The sequence below is a fragment of the Adlercreutzia murintestinalis genome, from assembly GCF_943192905.1.
Taxonomy (GTDB): Bacteria; Actinomycetota; Coriobacteriia; order Coriobacteriales; family Eggerthellaceae; genus Adlercreutzia_A; species Adlercreutzia_A murintestinalis.
Genome location: NZ_CALPCC010000001.1, coordinates 66,967 through 86,747, shown reverse-complemented (window position 1 = coordinate 86,747; position 19,781 = coordinate 66,967). Strand labels below are relative to the sequence as shown.

Annotated in this window: 6 protein-coding genes; all 6 read left to right on the top strand. The window is 59.9% G+C overall.

The window, feature by feature from the left end; genetic code table 11:
• The first annotated feature begins 66 nt into the window (after positions 1–66).
• The 6 genes from NFR19_RS00325 to NFR19_RS00300 all read left to right on the top strand — a co-directional run bounded on the left by NFR19_RS00325 (position 67) and on the right by NFR19_RS00300 (position 19,634).
• Positions 67–207, top strand: a complete 141-nt coding sequence (locus NFR19_RS00325; RefSeq protein ID WP_251211780.1) for a hypothetical protein — start codon at positions 67–69, stop codon at positions 205–207.
• 299 nt (positions 208–506) lie between these two features.
• Positions 507–9,068 (top strand): leucine-rich repeat protein, encoded by an 8,562-nt coding sequence (locus tag NFR19_RS00320; protein WP_251211779.1) that lies wholly within the window; start codon positions 507–509, stop codon positions 9,066–9,068.
• Between the two features lie 169 nt (positions 9,069–9,237).
• Positions 9,238–9,996, top strand: a complete 759-nt coding sequence (locus NFR19_RS00315) for a DUF3244 domain-containing protein (RefSeq protein WP_251211778.1) — start codon at positions 9,238–9,240, stop codon at positions 9,994–9,996.
• Positions 9,997–10,154: 158 nt separating this feature from the next.
• Positions 10,155–10,910, top strand: a complete 756-nt coding sequence (locus tag NFR19_RS00310; protein ID WP_251211777.1) for a hypothetical protein — start codon at positions 10,155–10,157, stop codon at positions 10,908–10,910.
• 50 nt (positions 10,911–10,960) lie between these two features.
• Entirely contained in the window at positions 10,961–11,851 is an 891-nt protein-coding gene (locus NFR19_RS00305; RefSeq protein ID WP_251211776.1) for a hypothetical protein, read from the top strand.
• A 472-nt stretch (positions 11,852–12,323) separates the two neighbouring features.
• Positions 12,324–19,634, top strand: a complete 7,311-nt coding sequence (locus NFR19_RS00300) for an InlB B-repeat-containing protein (protein ID WP_251211775.1) — start codon at positions 12,324–12,326, stop codon at positions 19,632–19,634.
• Positions 19,635–19,781: the final 147 nt, after the last annotated feature.

The window sequence follows — 19,781 nt, the reverse complement described above, 5'->3', positions numbered from 1 at the left end:
TATCAACAACGTCAGGGAATTCGTCCGGAATGGAGAGCGGATCGCAGAGGGATGAAAGGAAGAGGCATGGACGAAGAGAAGACCGCTCGGTCACCGCGTCGCGACGATCCATTCATGCGGGCGCCCAACGAGGATGATGACGGCTACGATCCGTATAGCGACCGGCCTATCGAATCACCCTTTTTCGAGCCTGATCCGTGGGATTGAGGGCCTTACCGTGAAGGGTGATGTGCGGAAGGGCATGGCTGCTCAAGGCGGTGCCGAAGAAGATAGCCTCGCTCGATCGGATGCGTTTTTCATCGCGCAACAATGCAAAAAATATGCCCTGAACAGGCATTTCTTGCGTTCCTTATTATTCTTCAAATAGATAAAAAGTCCTATGTTGAAAATGTGAATAGGGTTGCAGTTTTCGTTTTTGGAATGGTACGGTTACCGCGTCGTTTATCGACGTACATCGGGAAAAAATAGAAGCGGACACGCTTCGGAAAAGCAAGGGACGGCTTTTCATGGAAACGAAGAAGATGACCCTTTGGGGTTGCGCCTCGCGCGCTGCTCTTGTGCTGGCGTTAGCTTTTGGGCTCGTGCCAAGCCAAGCTCTCACATCCAACGCCTATGCGGCTGGCAGCGGCCAGTCGAGCGATATCGCGTCGACCATCCACTCGGAAGACGTGCCGCTTGAGGGCGTCTCCGGTGCTTCTGACGGCAACGCGGCCGACCAGGCAGGCGATGCTGCGAGCAGTTCTGACACCATGGCGTCGGCCGACAGCGCAGCTCCGGATGCCGCAGCGTCCGCAAGCGATTCCGCCGATGCTTCCTCCCAGCCGAGCGACATTGCGACCGATGCCGCCTCCGAGGGTGCCACCAGCATCCCGGCTAGCGCCGATACCGCCGCGCCTGAGCAGGACGACATCCTGAGCGTGCAGGTTGACCTGACGCAGGGCGAAGGCGCCGCCACTGCCATTGCGTTCGGCGGTCTTGCCTACGTGCTGAACAACGACGGCGACAACACGGTGACGCTGACCGGCTGGACCGGCACCGCGCCGAAAGGTGCGCTCACCGTGCCCGCTGAGATCACGAGCGGCACGAACGCGTACAAAGTTTCGAGAATCGGACTTGCGGGGGGGGGGTTCGCGCAATCTGGGCTGACGAGTGCCGTAACCAACGACAGCCTCAACCAGAAAGCAGCTGCTGAGCCGACCACCGATACCTCTGCAAGCGTCCCGGCGGGTTACAATTCCGCAACAAATAGCGAATCTGGCGCACTCGCGTCCGCAAATCCCTACACGCATGACTTCTACACCGATGCCGAAAAGGCGCCCGGTGTGACCTCCATTGCGCTTCCGGCGAGCGTCGAGCACATCGATCCCGCCTTCTTCCAGCAGTTCCCCGGCGCCACCGCCATCAGCGTGGCCGCCGACAACCCTGACTATCAAAGCAATAACGGCATGCTGTTCAATGCAGCTCTAACCGACCTCCTCCTCGTTCCAGAGGGTATGGAGGGCGCTGCCGTGCTCCCGTTGACCTTGGCCTCTGTCCCTGCTTGCGTCTTAACCCGTTGCCACAAGCTTTCGGCCATGGTCTTTCCCAACGGGGGCACTGGTAGCCAGTCCCTCACCTCGCGGAACGGTCTTTTGTATACGGCGGATATGACAACGCTGGTGGCGGCTCCGGCTGGCATCGGGTCAAGCGTTGAGATCGCGCCGGAAACCAAGCATATTGCGGAAGGTGCCTTCTGGGGCAACGCCGCACTTGACACGATCGTGGTGCATGGCGATGTGCAGAGCATCGTGGTGAACCCGGTCTATGACGCAGCGGTAGCCACCGTTGAGCAGGCCGAAGGTGGCGAAAGCGCCGAGGGCGACACCGCCGTGTGGCCGGTGCCCGCTTTCATGCCGCAGACGGTGGAGAACGCTACCGTGGCGCTTGACACCGATGATGCGGCGCGCGGCGCTTGGGAGGCCGCGGGCTTCACACACTTTAATACCTCGGCGCAGCCGGGTGATGTCATCGAGCCGGCCGAAGGCAGCGGATTTGCCTTCACGCTGCTGGATGACTACACGCTGGCAGTGCGCTGGGAAGGCGAAGATGCTGCTCCGGCGGCGCTGCGCATTCCCGCTTATGGCGTGCTCGACGGTACGAACTACGCCGTTTCCACTATCGCGTCGGACGGATTTGCTGGTCAGACCAGTGTGGTGACCGTGGATGCGCCTGACACGCTGACCAGTGTGGACGACGGAGCTTTCGCCGGGTGCACTAGCTTGCAGACGATCTCGCTGCCCAATGCGGTCAGCCGCATTGGCGTACGGGCGTTCATGGACACTGCGCTTTTGTCTGTTGTGCTGCCGACTGGCCTGGAAACGCTGGGTGCGCAGGCGTTCGGCGAGCTGAACGGCACGGTGGTGGTGGCCCTGCGTGATGTGGCGCTGGTGTCTGACGCCGCATTCGACGGCAGCACCAACTTGAGCGTGTATGTACCCGTCCGCGCCGATGGCAACTATGCCATCAGCGCCGGTCTGCCTGCGAGCGGCAATCATATTTACCCGTATGGCGTACAGCTAAGCGATGCCACGGTGCAGCTTGCCGAGGGTGAGTCGGCCAATCTGTTCAACGAGGGCAGCCTAGAGGCACCCGGTGCCATTGAAGTGAATTATGCCTACAAAGCGCGCGCGATCAGCGTGGATACCGAGACCGGTGATGTGGAGGCCAAGCAGGTTGGCAACTCCAACGTGGCGGTGAGCTTGACGTTGAAGGTGCCGGAGATGGCCCTGACCACCATCAACAGCGAAGACGTGCGCCTCGAGACGGCGGCGTATACCGGTACCGATGACAGCGCTCAGGCTTCGTTTGAACTGGGCGGCGAGAATCTGGTCATGCGCGATATTGCCTTGGCCAGCGCCTCCACGAACGTGTTTGCTGCGCGTGCCGCGGCAACTCCTGCTGCAGAAACGCCTGAGTACGGTTTCACGTACACTGCGAGCGATCCTTCTATCATCACCATTGCCACCGATAGTCAGGTGGCGGTGAATAAGGAAATGAATCGCCAGAATTGGACGTTCGGAAGTCTGGGCCGATCATCAATGCAAAATACTTTCATTGGTGACATTAAGTGGACAGGCGGTACGGCAGCTTCACCTACGGCGGGCAGTGTAGTTACCGTCAATGTGGCCAGTGGTGGCATGAAGCTGCATCCTGAGTTCATGACAACAGAAGTATATCGTCGCTGGCTCACCGGGGAATATAAGCCTTCGCTTGAAAACGGCTATGCAGATGACGTCGAAGGCCCTCTGCGCAAGCTGGTCGGTTTCCGCTTCCCTACTACCAATTCGTATGTAACGCTAGATCAGATCACTTCCGGCGAGGCGTTCACGTTCTCATTCATCATCCCTGATGAAGGGTTAGGAACGTCAAAGAGCGGTAGACCTGACTATATTACCGGCCCCTCGTCACCTGCGGCTGATGGATACGTAGGTGTATCCATGCATTTCACACCCGGTATCGTTGAGTGCGTATTTGAAGATACGGGCAAAGTGATATCGGGCGATTGGCATAAGCCAACAAGCACGAGTGACCCGTTGGCGATCGAGGGATCGGCTGCGGTCGTATTCTTCCCGAATGGTGGCGTTTATGAAAACACGAAGATGGATGCGCTAGGTCTTCCCGATTACACCAGCTCGGGTGCGTCGGTATGGTCTGACATTGGGGGAGAAGTGCAACTTCCCTCAACGGGGCGCTTGTATCGAGATAACTATGTTTTCGTTGGCTGGTACGACACGGCTGCTGCGACAGGTGGTAATCCTATCCCCGATACAATGACATCAGATATGGCGGGTAAAGCCTATTACGCTCGCTGGCAAGCAGCCACGAATACGTTCGACTATTCCACATGTGGTACCGGCATCATGTGCATCTCGAGCGACTTCATCATCGACAGTTTGAACTATCCGAAGAATAGTACGAACTGGTTGTTTGGTACGAACAGTGGACACGGATCGTTTCGTGGAAAGATATCGTGGACAGGTGGCACCGATCGCGGACCAGCGGCGGGTAGTACTATCACGGTAGATATGCCTCGGGGTGGGTATGACCTGCATCCATGGTTCGCCACCGAAGAGGTATACCGCATGTGGTTCTCGGAAGGCGATGGTGCGGGTTGGGGTACTGTTAACACGTCAGTGCAAGGTGGCGATGCGGTCAAGAAGCTACTTGGTTTCCGCTTCCCGTCAACCGGGTCCTATGTCTCACTTGAGACCGCTGTTTCAGGGGAGTCATATACGTTCTCATTCGTGCTGCCTGCCTCAGGTTTTTCCAGCTCAGAGGCCGGTACGAGGACCGACTACGTGCGCAGTCCGAATCCTACCGATGCTGACTATGCACAGAATAGCACGGATACAGGAACGACAGGTCTGCGTATCAACTACACAAAAGGACTTATCGATGCGGTGTATGAGGATACCGGCACCATTGTAAGCGGAGATACTCACGACGGTACTGCTGAGGTAGAAGGATCGGCTGCGGTCTACTTCTATCCGAACGGCGGTCAGTATCGCTATGCCTATTACAGCGAAGGAGAAGGCGGTAGGCAGACGAAGACAAGTTATGCTGCAGCAGTATGGTCAACGATCGGCGAGCGCATCTACACGCCTGAATCGGTCTTGGATGCGCCGGCAGGCAAAGTGTTCGCAGGATGGTATGACACCAGTGCAGCTACGGGTGGCGAGCGTCTCCCGGATACCCTGACTTCAGCTGTGGCGGGCAAGCGTTACTATGCACGATGGGCCACGGCGACGAACACATGGGATTACTCTGCGGTCAGCAATGGTGTGGTTCGTATTGCTAGTAGATACGTGATAGAGAACTTCAACTATCCCAATGCGGGCCAAGACTGGATGTTTTCTACCACAGCGAGTGAGAGTGTGTCAGACGCCTTCAAGGGGACCATCACGTGGACCGGAGGCACGGTCGATGGACCAGGACCTGGCAGCACGGTGACCGTGAATGTGCCCGCAGCGGGAGCTCAGTTGCATTCATGGTTCATGACCGACGAGATATGGAAGCGGTGGTTCAATTATCCACGTGGCAATAACTTGTCCAATGGCGGTAATGCACTGACCGAGTTGAAGGGGTTCTGGTTCCCCTCAACCGGATCGTACGTCACACTCGAGAAGGCGACCTCCGGCGAAGCATATAACTTTACCTTCATTATCCCCGATTCCGGGTATGGTGCGCCAGCAACGGGTGCCAGTTATGATGCCATCTCGGCGCCGGGAACGAATGGCTTTGCTGCTCAATCGGGTATCCATCTGTTCAACACGAACGTGATGGAATGCGATTACGAGACCGTAGGCACGGTGGTGCGCGGTGACCTGAACGATCCAGGGAACAACACGAACCCGCTCGTGATCGATGGAGCCGCAGCGGTGTATTTCAATCCGAATGGTGGCAGATTCGCTAACGAGAATATGGCGCGTGCGGGGTTGTACAGCACCTCAACCAATCCTGCCGCCACCTTCTCCACCGTCGGCGAGAAGATGCAACTGCCTACCCACCGCGTCTATCGTGACGGCATGGTGTTCTTGGGCTGGTACGACACGGCTGCTGCCACGGGCGGCAACGAGATATCGGACACCATGGAGTCATCCATGGCGGGCAAGACGTACTACGCACGCTGGATGAACCCGGCGGTGGACACCTATGAGGTGCGCTATAACGCTAACGGTGGTACGGGCACTATCGCGCGCGACTACATGAACATGGCCGCAGCCAGCACGCTGAGCAACGGTGCGGGCTTCAAGCGCGTGGGTTATGAGGTAACGGCATGGACCACCAATGCGGACGGTACCGGCGTCAAGTTCACCACAGGCCAGACGGGCATTCTGCCTTCCAGCTTTACTGACCGCACGGTCGTGCGTGGTTCTATCGTGCAACTGTATGCGCAATGGACGCCCATTGAGTACTACGTGGTGTTGACCACGCCTGGTCAAACGTCAGTAGAAGGGTTGCCCGAGGACACACCTCTGGTGGCTTTCGAGACAACGGCCACGGCGGCTGCCAGCTACACGCTGCCATCGCCACGGCTGCGCGGGCATAACTTCGACAGTTGGTACACAACCTACGATAACGAAGAGAACACCTGGGGCGGCAACAAGCTGTCTGCGGGTGATGCCATCGACATCCGCGAATACGTGCCTGATTCGGGTAGTTTCGTCGAGGCGAACGAAGGGCTCCTGATCGGTCGTACGCTCATGCTCTACGCGGGCTGGACCGAGAAGAACTACACCGTTCACTTCCGCAACGACCTGTACAGCCACAAACGGCCATTCGTCCAGGACAAGGACGTGCAGGTGGTGCAGAACATCGGATACAACGAAGGCACGGTGAGCATGCTGGGGGCCGATGTGACGGATCTGCGCTATGACGGCCGCTACTACACCGCATGGGGTACGCGGAAGTACAACAGCACTCTGGCAGATGTTGAGGCGAACAAGACGGCTGCTGCCGATACGGCCACATCGCTTTCCATCAAGGAGATCGTTGATGGCACCGGGAGCGCCGAGTACATGGATGATCCGTGGAACTCCACTGATATCTACCTGTACCCGCAATGGGAGTTCATCGAGTTCTCCATCACGTTCGCGCACAACTACGCCACCGATGGAGATGGCGCGCCGAAGGATAGCGTAACGCTGCCCGCCAACAAGGCGAAGCTCACGCTGCGCGATGACGGCCTTGATGACGGCCTCTATGTAGACGGCGTGTTGCAAGAAGGCAACTTGCAGCTAGGGCGCAACATCTACAGCGGTTACGGATACGAGCACTTGGGTTGGAATACTGCCGACAGCGATTTGAGCAAGAACGTGTTCGAGGTGGGCATTGCCGCAGGCGGTGTTGGAGTAATGGCGTTCCGGGATATGTTCGAGGTGGAATATGATCCGAACGATCCGGCGTTGAGCACTACGACACGCGGTATCACGCTGGTGCCCCAATGGAACGAGTACAGCTATGACATCGTGCTGCGCAACGGTGCGGTTACTTCGGGCGGCACTACGCTGGCCACAGGCATCAAGTATCACGAGAGCGTGGAGCTGCCGCGCGATACGTTCACGAAGCCGGGCTATAGCCTGAATGCATGGGCGTATGGCAGCGAAGAGGGCGAGAACAAGTATGCGCCGAAGAATCCTCTAAACGAGGCTACGCTTGTGTCGGCCATCGTCACCCAAAACGCTGTGACGGGCAATAACGTGACGCTGCCATTGTATGCAGTGTGGCATTGGCGCACAGACATTCCGTATTACGTGTACGCCTATTACGAGGCTGCTGATGGTACCTATGCTACCGGCGACGGTGTCATGATGTATCTGGGATATGGCAGCATGGGCGAGGCGCTGACCTTGGACGATGAGTATAAGGTGCCTGCGCTTGGCGGCTACGAGTACGACGAAGGTATCACGGAGGCACGCAACGATGGCGCCGAGGTGAAGGAGGACGGTACCGGCTGCTTGCGCGTGTACTTCAAGAAGCAGTACACCGTGGAGTTTCGGACGGGTACCGGTGGTGTCTATACCGCCGATGATGGTGTGGTGACATCCACGGTTACGTATGATCATGGCAGTGGTGCTAGCGCGAACGAAGTAGGAACGCCGGCAACGGTGGCGGATGCAGCTGCTGCGCTGGACGAGGTGAGTGGCTTCTTCGATCCGGCTGCGGGCAACTATTTCGCGAAATGGCTGCCAACGAATGAATACGCCGCTACAACCGATCGTGACCAGAACGCTGCGGCTGCCGATTTACCCAACAAGGACGTGACTGAGAACCTGAGCTTCACTACGGTATTCAAGACGATTGCGTATAAGCTGGTGTATAAGCATGCCTATATTGCCGGTATGCCCGATGCGCCGGATGATTCCACACTGGCGGCTACTGAGTTCGCGTACGCCGATTTGGCAAGCGCAGCTACGCAGCCGAACGTGGGAAGTTCTACGGCGATCGTATCGCCGGTAGGCTTCACGCATACCGGATGGCAGCTTGAGGATAAAAGCCAGCAGTTTGGGTTGACCGACAAGGTGACGCTTGATGGCGATGCGAACAGCACGTTTGTACGTCTCGGTTTTACAGCGGTGCCCGCAGCGGGTGCGGCTGATCCGTCCACGCAGGAGGTGACGCTGTGCGCCACGTGGAACGAGCGCACCTACAGCATCGACTTCTGGAAGTTCAATAGCATACGACCGCGCGATATGTGCACAGTGAACGCCGACGATGGCTACTACACCGATCTGGGTGTGAACGATAAGATAAAGTTGCCGTCGCAGGATACGACCGGCACGACCAAGCCTTCGGTGAGTGACTCCATCTTCAGCTACAACATTGCAAGTTGGAACGTGCTCGACGATGCGGACGGCACGAAGAAGGCCACATTCTTGCCAGGTCATGAGTACACCGTACTCGAGTTGCTGGGTGGCGAGAATGCACTCGAACTACCCGATGAGAATAATGGCGTGCTGAATCTGTATGCGGGTTGGAAAGTGGTCTATAGCGCTGATCTGCCTGACAGCAAGGATGTGCTGGCTCATATCAGGTTGGATCTGACCGCCACCGAGAGCATGTCGGATGACACGGTGCGCATTGTGTCGCGCACGCCACGTACGCTGCTGGTGGGTGCTGAGTCTGAGGTGACCAACCAAACGGTAGTGCTCGACCTGTTCAAGGATGAGACGGGTGCCGATCTGTCTGGCATGACCGATATTGATAGCGGCGTGGCGTTCAGTTACAGCAACAAGAGCTTTGGCATTAATGGTGGATCGCTGGCTGCGAGCGATCGGTTGCTGATAGGACCGGCGGCTGATGAGAGCGATTTGACGCAGCTCATCGAGGACCATTTGAAACTGTCGTATGACGGATCGCGGTTCAGCATGAACATGCGCTACGCCGGCGAAGAGCATGCATGGGGCGAGATCGCCAAGATCAAGTGGATCGTGTCATTGAAGGAATCTCAGTACGAGAACACGGAATACCTCTTCGAGAGCAATGGTGACGTGGCGGATACAAACGCTGCGGAAGGCAGACAAGACTGATAACCAGGAGATCCTCCATGGGTTTTGAGAGCGGTCTTTTAGGATGCAGCTTTCGGAATCCATGGGTTGGGGAACTTGTACCTATAGCACGACCAGCAGGACCTGGCAGCAATCTGCTGCTACGCACGACTTGGCGGACAGCCGCCACAAGTAATGAAGGCATCGACGAATGGGAAGGCGCATGGCCAACAACAACGACAACAGGATGGGCGCGGGCATGGGCGGCAGTCAGCAGCCCCAAAGTTCGCCGCACTTTGCGCGTCAACAGACACAGGTTCAGCCCGGCGGTCGCATGCAGACGCAAGGACGCACGGGTGTGCAGACTCACGGAGGTTCGGGCGCACAGGGCGCTTCCCAGAAAAATGTTGCTGGCAAGGTAGCAACAAGCGGGACGGCGGGGGGCGCATCTGCGTCTGCCCAAAAACCCGCTTCAAGCCGTCGCACTACTCTCATTGTGGTTATCGGCGTGATCGTGGCAGCGCTGGCGGTGTGGCTGCTCGTATGGCTGTTTGCCTGCAATGGCAACAGTTTGCTGGACACAACAGCTCGCGATGGGCAAGCGCCCTACAAGAGTGAAGAAGAGATGCAAGCTGAGCTCAACCGCCAGGTAGAAGAGGGCATGTTCAACATCTCCATCGCCAGCGTCATCCAGTTCGATGATGGTGCATCTGATGGTACAGCCTTCATTGAGAACGTGCCAGGCAACCGCTACAACATGCAGGTGACCATCACTGATGATGCTACCGGCGATGTGCTCTACGAGAGTGGCATCTTAAAGCCCAACCAGTTCATCGAGAACATCGCGCTCGCGAAGGACTTGGAGCCGGGTACCTATGACGCAACCGCCACCTTCACGGCCATGGATGGCACAACCTACGACGAAGTGGGCAAGGCGGCTGCCAAGGTGACGATCAACGTGCTGGGCTAGAAAGCCTGGGTGAGCAAGCATGCTTGCTCACTACCGCACAACAACGGGATCACCGCCCGTATGGGCGTGACCATAAGGCCCTGAGGTTTTCGGGAAAGCCGTTTGAGGGGCCGACAAGCAAGGACGGAATGGCTTAACAACACAAGGAGGAAAAAGCCATGAAGAAGACAAGCAAACTGTTTGGGGCTGTAGCCGTAAGCGCCGCGCTGGCCATGGGATGTGCTATGCCAGCATTCGCAGAGACCACCGGTTCTAACACCGGTTCTGCAACTGACGACACTGAGTTCACTGGCATTGCTGCCGATGGTTCTGGCACGGTGACCAACACCGACAACGCCAACTCTACGGTGGTCAACGTCTCTACCTACACCTCTCAGCTGAGTGTGACCGTGCCGCTTAAGCTGCCGGTCGTGCTCGACCGTGCTGGCGGCATGGGCAAGACCCCGACCAACTACTTCATCCAGAATAACTCCGGTCCGGATATCGAAGTGAAGTCCGCTTCCTACAGCATTTTGGATGAGGGCGACAACAAGGCCGACTGGAACTTCGGCGGCAGCGACGATCACATTGCAGTGGATGCAGCTGCATCGCGCCTGAGCGGCACGTCCAGCGCTCCGGTGAATCCGGCTGCGGGCACCATCATGATGTCGTTTGTGCCCACCGACACGGCCACTTTTGGCACCACCGAGTGGTTCACCAAGGGTGGTAGCGCTTCTTCGGGCAAGACCCAGGAAGGCACTGCGACCATCGAGTGGACCGTGCCTGGCACTGCGACCAAGCCTGGTACCGGCGCTGATGCCGTTGCCGCTCGTAAGTGCGTCATTACGGTGAAGGCATCTAGCTCGGTGCTGGCCAAGGAAGCATCTGACCTCGACCTGGCTGGCATCATCTACACGGTGGGTCTGGCTGAGTAAACGCCGTAGCTGGCGTGATCGTTCGCGATACGGAACATCAAGGAAGGCACATGACGAACAGCGGCCATCAAAAAGATCAGTACTACCAGGGCGACCCGCGAGCACAGCAGTTCGCGGGCGCCGATGGCCGCTTTGACGGCTTCGAAGGTCGTGTGCCTTCCCCTTATGAAGGTGGTCAGGGGTATGCGTCGGGGTATATACCGCAGCAGCCTTATCAAGGCCAGCTGGGACAGGGACCGCAAGGTCACCAGACGCAGCATGTTCAGTCGGGCCGAGCGCACCAGAGCCAGCCGGGGCAAGCGCAGTCCTACGATCCATACGCGCAGGGCCAGCAAACGCAGTCGAACCAGGCCCAGCCGATTGCCTACAACCAATACGGCCAGCCGGTGTATGCGTATCCGCAGGCGTATGTGCAGCCCGCCACCAGCCAGCCGGTGCAGGTGAAGCAGAAGCGCAGTAGGCGTGTCATCGTGATCTCCATCATCGTGGCACTCGTCTGCATCGCGCTTGCGGTGGCTATCTTCTTCCTTATGCAAGAGGCGCCCAGCACGCGGCAGGGCACGCGCGGTCAGCTCGAGGGCAAGACCGACGAAGAAATACAGGCCGAGCTCGATCGGCAGGTGGAAGAGGGCATGTTCAACATCTCTATCGCTTCGGTGGTGGAGTTTGAAAACGGCGATGCGGAAGGCGAGTTGCGCATCGAGAATGTGCCGGGCAACAAGTATTTGATGCAGGTGAATATCACGCGAGACGACACGGGAGATGTGATCTACACCACCGACATGATCGAGCCTGATTATCACGTGCAGCGCGACAGCTTGGATGTGTCGCTTCCGGCGGGCACGTATCCGTGCACAGCGGTGTTCAGCGCGTACGACCCGGATACCGAGCAGCAGATCGGGCAGGCAGCGGCGAAGATCACCGTGCAGGTGAAGAGCTGATGGTGAAGGCGCTCGGGCATCCAATGGGGGAGCGAGTCTTATGCAGGCACGGTTGAACGCGTGAGCGAAAGAATGTTTCACGTGAAACATTCTGGGGGAAATGCAGGTGATTTCGCCAGATCGCACAGTGATGCTTCGCGAAAACATGTAGGGAGAAGCACGGGTGTGTTTGTTAGAGCGAGTGGAAATGTTTCACGTGAAACATTCAAAGGGTTTCGGGAACGAAAGAACGGATCCAAGAATGGTTCACGTGCAGCATTGGGAAAGCTGTTGTGAATAGAGCGTAAAGGGAAAAGAGCTGATTATGGGAAGCAAAATCGGGAAACACATGCGCACGAGCGCAGATCAGCCGACGCAGTCGCATGCAGATGCGCCTCGCATAGCAAGCAGTACGCGCAAGACATTTGAAGCGCGCTCAAGAACGTGCGCGACATCAAGGGTACATGCAGATGCGCTTCGGAAAGCGGGCAACGTGCGTATAGCGTTCGGCCTGCGCCGGATGCTCAGCGCATTCATGGCGGTGATCATGGTAGTCTCGCTGTGTCCGGCTACCGCGCTGACGGCGTGGGCGGCCACCACGGCAGATGAAGCGCAAGATGCCATGGACGCTTGGCAGCCCACCGAAGACGAGCAAGGTGGTCAGCTGAACGCTGAGGGCACCACCGATGCCAACACGGTGGTCACTGTCTCCACCTATTCCAGTTTCCGGGCGACCGACAGTCGGGGCCCGCAAGGCACCATCACGGTGGAGGCGTCCAAGCAAGCCGACACTGATAGCGGACGGCTCTGGGCGAAGTTCGAGGGCGGCAGCCCGTACCCGACCGGCGCTACCGTGGACGGTCAGATCGTATCCGGCAGCCATTATGTGATGGAGCTGACCTGGACGAAGAACGGCCGCACGAACAGCGCCTATCGCATCACGCGCCCGCTTCCCGCGACCGGTCACACCTACGAGGTGGACTGTTCGCTGAACAGTATCTTCGGCGATGAGCCGCGTGAGGGCAAATACGTGTTCAGCATGACGCTCATCGGCAACGGCGACCAGCGTGCGCAAGGGGTCACGTTCGCCGAGTTCCCCATCAGCGATTCGCAGTTCACGCGCGACCAGATCGACAACACCGCATCGCCTGAGCAGCCGCAAGCGGTGGTGGACGGCGCCTTTGCGGCATCGGCCATCCTGAGCGTGACCGACATCACGGCCGGAAACGGCAGCGCGGCAGCGGGCACGCTGGGCATGCTGGAAAACGCGGCAGCTGGTCAGCAGATCGCCGAGGCATGGCAGATGGAGATCGTGAACGGATCGATGCTTCCCGACCCCACGCTCTTCGACGCGGCCACCAATGTGAACATGCAGATCACCGACGCCACGCGCGATCAGCTGCTCGGGACCGACAGCTTCACTATCGTGAGCCTCGTCGGCGGCAAGCCCTACAGCGTCACGTTCACGAAAGACCCTGGTCAAACGGCTTCTCCCTATACCTATACCAGTCAGACGACCGGCTCGGACGGGGCGCCCCTGACGGCCACGCTGACCGTGCCCGATAGCGGTCGCGCTACGCTCGATTTCGCGACCGATGGCCTGGGTGGCACCCTAGGTGCCTTCGCGGTAGCCGTGCCCGCGGCGGGCAGCTACACCGTGGAGGCACGTGCCGTGAACGGTACCATCAGTCCGACAGGAACGCTGGTGCGCCCGGTGGGCACGGATGCGACCTTCCAATTGAGCCCGCTGGGCGGTTTCGTGCTGGATGGCGCGAAGGTGACCATCAATGGCACCACCGCCTCGTTCAGCGCTTACACGTTGAACGGGAACACGCTGACGCTGAAATCGCGACCAGCGAACACCACCACGCAGCTGGTGGTGGAGTTCGCTCCGTTCGTGCCGAGCGGGCAGCCGTCGAAGCTGGATATGTCCATCACGGGCGTGTGCGCGAACCCGGCTAGTGCGTTCGATGATCCCGTGGCGAACAGCATCATCGAAGCAACGTATCAGCAGGTAGGCGCCGATGGCGTAGCCAGCCAGCAAACGGCTCAGGCGGCGGAGCCTGCGCTCACCAATGTGCAAGTGGGCAGCCCCGTGCTGATCAATTTCAAGAAGGTAGCCGATGGATACGTGGTGCGCGGCGTGCGCATGGGCGCCACGCAGTCGGCGCTGAACAACGCGCCGCTCATGACCGTGACCGGCACCACGTTCACCATTCCCGCCATGACGACCGACGCGCAGTTGGTGCAGGTGGAATACGAACCGGGCATCCAGCCGCCTACGCTGGATATCCGTCATCAGGTGATCGGCCTGGCTGGCGCGGGCGGTACTGTTGGCGGCAGCTCTGATATGGGCGTGACGCACGGTAACTACTTCGTGAGCGCCGTGCGGGCTGATGGCGATCACGTGATCGAAAGCGTGAAGGTGTACGCTGGCGCGCTGAGCGAGGCGCCCGCGAACAGCGTGGCCGCGTTGGCCGACCTGACCGCGCAGGCGGCGGGCAAGAAGAGCTACGACGTGAATCTGACCAGCGTGACCAGCGATCTGACGGTGGTGGCCACCTTCGAGCGCGGCCCGGTCAGCGTTGATGTGGCGCAGGTTGCGGGCGGCCGGGTGTGGCTCGCCAGCGCTGGTGAGACCGCGCAGCCTCCCTACGAGGTGGCGCATGACACGCCGGTGAACTTCCGCTTCACCGTGCAGGATGAGTATCGTTTCGACGGCGTATGGGTCGGCAATACGAAGAAGAGCCTGACCGATCTGGGTGTGGATGCGAGCGCTTCGCAGGGCAGTTTCGCGCTCTCCTTCGCTGCTTCCACCACCATCACGCCCGTGTTCGTGCCTGAGCAGATGCCCGATCCGGCGCGCTATGTCTACGCTACGGTGGTCACCGACGGCAACGGCACCGTGAATCCCGAAGGCGGCGTGACGTTCGCGCGCGGCAGTGCGCTGACGCTGAACTTTGGTACGGTGGCAGGTAAAGAGACCTGGCGCGCGTCGAAGGTGACGGTGTCGTCTGACGGCCTGCTGCGCAGCGTGGAACTGAACGACGCGCAGGCGGCTTCCTATATCTTCGATCCTACGGCAAGCCCGTGGAATCAACTGGGAGAGCCCAGCATGTACACCATCGCAGTGGAGTTCGCTGACGCTTCTGAAGGGGGCCAGCAGCCAGATCCTGCGCCCCTGCCCGACCCGGTGCAGATAGCCATTGCCACGACGGATGGCGGCATGGTGTCGCCCGCGGGTACCTTGGTGGACGGGCAGCGCGTCTATCAGGCAGCGCCTGGTGTGCAACAGGCCTTCACGCTGATCCCCGACACAGGATATACGCTGGATAAGGTGTGGCTGAACGTGGGCGATGGCGGGCGCATGGTGGACGTGACGAACATGAGCGCGCCTGATGGCACCCGGTATGTGAGCGATGGCGTGTTGTGCCTGACGCCTGCGGCAGATACCGACTACAAGGTGCTCGTGGAGTTCGGGCCAACGGCCGAATCGCCCAAGGTGCGCTGGAACGTGCAGACCGAAGTAGCTAATGGTAGGGGTGGCAGCATCACCCCTGCGGGCACCACTCAGACGCAAGACGGCCAGGTGGTGGAGTTCTCCTTCATGAACGATGCGGGCCAGCGGCTCGCCAGCGTTTCGGTGCAGACCGCGCAGGCTGATAGCTTCGACGGCGTTACCGCGCAAGATCTGACCAGCATGGTGGTGGATAAGCGCCTGAAACTGACCATCAACGCCAACACGCGCGTGGTGGCCACATTCGAGATGGACCCCGATTTCGACCCCAGCCACGAGACCGCGCGCTACACCCTTGACGTGCAAGCCGAAGGGAGCGGCACGGTGTCTCCGGCGGGCGCGCAGGAGCTGTTCGTCGATTCGGCGCTGACTATTTCGTTCAAGCCCGATCGGGGGGCTGCCTTGGTGAGCGTTGAGGCGACCTGCGCTGATCCGCAGTGGAGCGTGCCCATCCCGGTGCTCTCCATGAACGAGGACGCGGGCACGTATAGCTACGCTTTCGGGCTGCCAGCCGATAGCGCCAGCCGTTTCGCGGGCAAGACCGTGACGCTGAAAGCGACGTTCGAGCGCGCGGCGGTCAGCCATGCGGTCACGGTGGTGACGGAAGGACCGACGGGAGTCTCCGCGTCGGCTGGTCCCCATGATGCGAGCGGCTATGGGTACGTCAGCCCGGGTTACGATTGCGGGTCGGTGGTGAATGTGGCGCAGGGCGCGTCTCAGATGTTCTACTTCGTCGAGCGGCCCGGATACGTGGTGAGCGATGTCTATGTGGGTTCGACGCGCGTGGCTGGGAGCGTACAGAGCTACCTCCTGGCGGGCGTGACCTCGGATATGACGCTTCGCGTGGTGTATGCGGCCCAAACGAACGCGCCGGGTACCAATGAGGACGAGATGTTCACGGTGAACGCCAGCGTGAGCGGTGGCGGCGGCGCCATCAGCCCGGCGGGCGATGCGCGCGTGCCCAAGGGCGGCAGCGTGATGTATGCGCTCATTCCCGATGATGGGTATCAGCTGGCGAGCCTGACGGTGGACGGTATCGATCAGATGGACCAGGTTGATGGCGATTCCTATTTGCTCGCTCCGGTCAGTGCGGCGCATGTGGTGCGTGCCACGTTCAAGCGGCAGACCGAAGGTGGCGGTAACGAAGGCGAAGAGCGCCCGACGCCCGGTGATGCGGTGCTGCACCACGTGTATGTGAGCGTGAGCGGCAACGGCATGGTCACACCGGGGAACGTGCGTGCCGGAGATGTGGGCGACATCGAAGTGGTGGATGGCGGTCAGCAGACGTTCAGCTTTCTGCCCGATCTGGATGCACCCGAGGGCAAGGTGAACGTGCTCGACTACATTGAGATTCGGCGCGGCGCGCTCGTGCATCGCATCGACACGGCGATGGGAAGCTACACCTTCTTCTCCGTTCGCGCCGATGTGTCGCTTTCGGTGTGCTTCAAGCAGGTGGATAAGGGTGGCCCCGACGGCAACAAGCCCACGTATGCGCGCTACACCGTGAACGCGTCTGCCAGTGCGGGCGGTACGGTGGTGCCAGCGGGCGACACCGTGGTGAATGCAGGAGCTTCCTTGACGCTGCGCGCGGTGCCTGACGAGGGTTTCCATCTGAGCTATCTGGCGATCGACGCGAATGCGACCGGTGCGGGCGCAGGTGGCACGACGACAACGTATATACCGGCGAGCGCCTTGGCTCTTGGCTGCTATACGCTCGGCAACATCCAGGCAGATCACAGCGTTCGTGCGGTATTCGTGCAGGATGGTTCTGCGGGCGAAGAGGGTTTCACGACCTACACGATCGACGTGGATGGCGCGCGCGTACAGGCATCGCTGAGCGGCGTGGTGCACGTGAAGGAAGGCGCAGACCAGACACTGACGCTGGCACCCACGTTCGGCAATCAGATAGCTGCGGTGCGCGTGGTGAGCGCGGCGGATCCGTCGCAGGTGCTCTGGCAAACGAGCTTGGGCACGGATGCAGGGCGGCTGCCGGTGGATGTGCCCTTGCGCTACTTCGACGATGTTGACGCTGCCGTGGTGCTCGTGGAGTTCGGGCCAGGGTATTCTCAGACCGACCCGAGCGCGGTCTATACGGTGACCACCACGGTGCTGCCTGATGCTTCGGGCAACATGCTGGGCACGGTCACGCCGGGCGGCACCCAACAGTTCCCTGCGGGGAGCGACGTCATCTTCACCATGGTTCCCTTCAAGGGGTGCACGGTGGATGCGGTCACCGCTAATGGGGACCCGGTGGTGTTCACCCAAGAGGGCGGTTACTACCAGTTCACCGCGCATGACCTTTCGGGTGCCTTGAATGTAGCGGTGCGCTTCCGTCTGGTGGCCGAAGGCGAAGGGAACATCCCCGAGCCGGGTCGCACGGTGCAGGTGACCTACGACGTGCAGGGCGCGGGCAGCATCCAGCCGGCAAGTCCGGCGCTGGTGCGGCCGGGCGACGATCTGACCATCACGCTGGTGCCGCGTGCGGGCGCAACGTTGGGCACGCTGATCGTGGGCGGTCGCACGGTGACCGCCGATGCGGTGCAGCTTGCCAATGGGTCGTACCTGTACACCATCAAGGGCGTGCAAGCCGACACGGTGGTGGCGGCAACGTTCGTGAATGCGGACGGTACGGTGTCCGATCCGGACAACGGCATCAACGTGAACGTGAAAGTGGATGTGAAGGTATCGGGCAACATCTATGGCGGCACGGTGGACCCCAACCATGCGCTGAGCTTGTCACCGGGTGCGTCGCAGCTCTTCCTCATCAAGCCAGCGGACGGTTTCTATGTGGCTGACGTGGTGCTGGAATATGCCGATGGACGTACTGAGCGCCCTGCGGTGAACCCGTGGTTGCCCGATTACAGCACCGGCCAGATGCGCCCGGCACAGGTGGGGAGCGGTTCGTCGGTGCAGCAGGCAGGATCGAGCCAGACCAACCAGGTGTCGTCGATCGACGGTGTGCCTACCGTGCAAAAGCCCTACAGCTACGTTGAGGTGGGCAACATCCGCGAGAGCTTCACCATGCGCGTGACGCTGGACGATTGCATGAACGACCCTGCTAATACGCGCAAGGAGTACTACCTCTACACCGATGCGGCTGCTGGTCTTGTGACGAGCACGCCCACCGTGGGTGGTAACGGTACGGTCGTGCCGGGGGACGGCACCAATGTGGTGGCGCCTAATGGCGAGAAGACCTTCATCATCACGCCGGGCACACGTGCAGACGGTACGCAGGAGGAACTGGAGAGCGTTACCATCCACGGTATGACGGTCGATCTAAGCGGCAGCGATGTGCGCACGAATGGTGTGCAAGACCCAGCCAAGGTGGCGCAGAAGATGAAGGAGAGCGGTGCGCTGCGTCCAGGCGAGAGCTTCGTGTGGGTGGATGCGCCAGCACCGGGGCACTACGAACTCACGCTCAAGGCCGAACAACGCGAAGATGGCACATGGTTCATCGATCAGCCCATCGTCATCTTCACGGGCCAGGGTGGTGCGTTCACGAATCGCGTGCTGGTGCGCGCGGTTGAGATAGATGAATCCGGTCAGCGCGTGCCGGTGGATGCCAGCGTGTTGAAGATGACGGCTACGCGCTTGGCAGACGGCAAGACCACTGTTGATGGACAGCTTGATCTGGCCTATGGCGGTGCGCTGCAAGTGAAGGCCGAGCTCTTGAATGCCCAGTACGAACTGGTGAGCATCTCACCGGATGATACGGGATACGTGACCGTCACGCCGCGCGATCGGGCGGAAGAGGTGGCTGCGGATGCGCCCAACACCTTCTACGCCTACGGGCCCGGCAGCGTGCTCGCCACGGTTCAGAAGAAGAGCCAAGCGCAAGCGCACTACTTCGTGGAGGCAACTGCAGGCAAAGGCGGCGCCATCAGCGCTGCGAAGGAGAACTACCAGGTAGGCGAGACTGCTCAGTTCACCTTCACCCCTGATGCGGGCTATCAGGTGGCAAGCGTGACGCTTAACGGCCAGAAGAGCGACTACACCTCTCGCACCTATACCGTGCCTTCTGAGGTATGCGTGAAGGATGCGAAGGTGACATTGCACGTTGAGTTCAAGGCAACCTTGCCTGCAGCGGGAGATCCCCAAGGAAGCGCGGGAAGTCGCCTGTTGCGCACGCTGACCAGCCTAGCTACCACCGGGGACAACGGCATGCCGATGGCGACCGGCCTGCTTGCCGTGGCGTGCGGTGCGCTCGGTGTGGCAGTGCTCGTATGGAGCCGTTCGCGCGGTCGGCGCAAGGATGCCGCTGCGGCACATGCAGCGATAGATGATTAACCTCACCGACCACCAGGTGTCGCATAACCAAGGGACGGCGTAGCAGAAGCTGCGTTGCATCGGGAAAAGGGGCGTCCTCCGGGGCGCCCTTTGCATATGCAGAGGGCGCCCCTTCGGCATGCACACACAACTGTCCCACATGTGCCT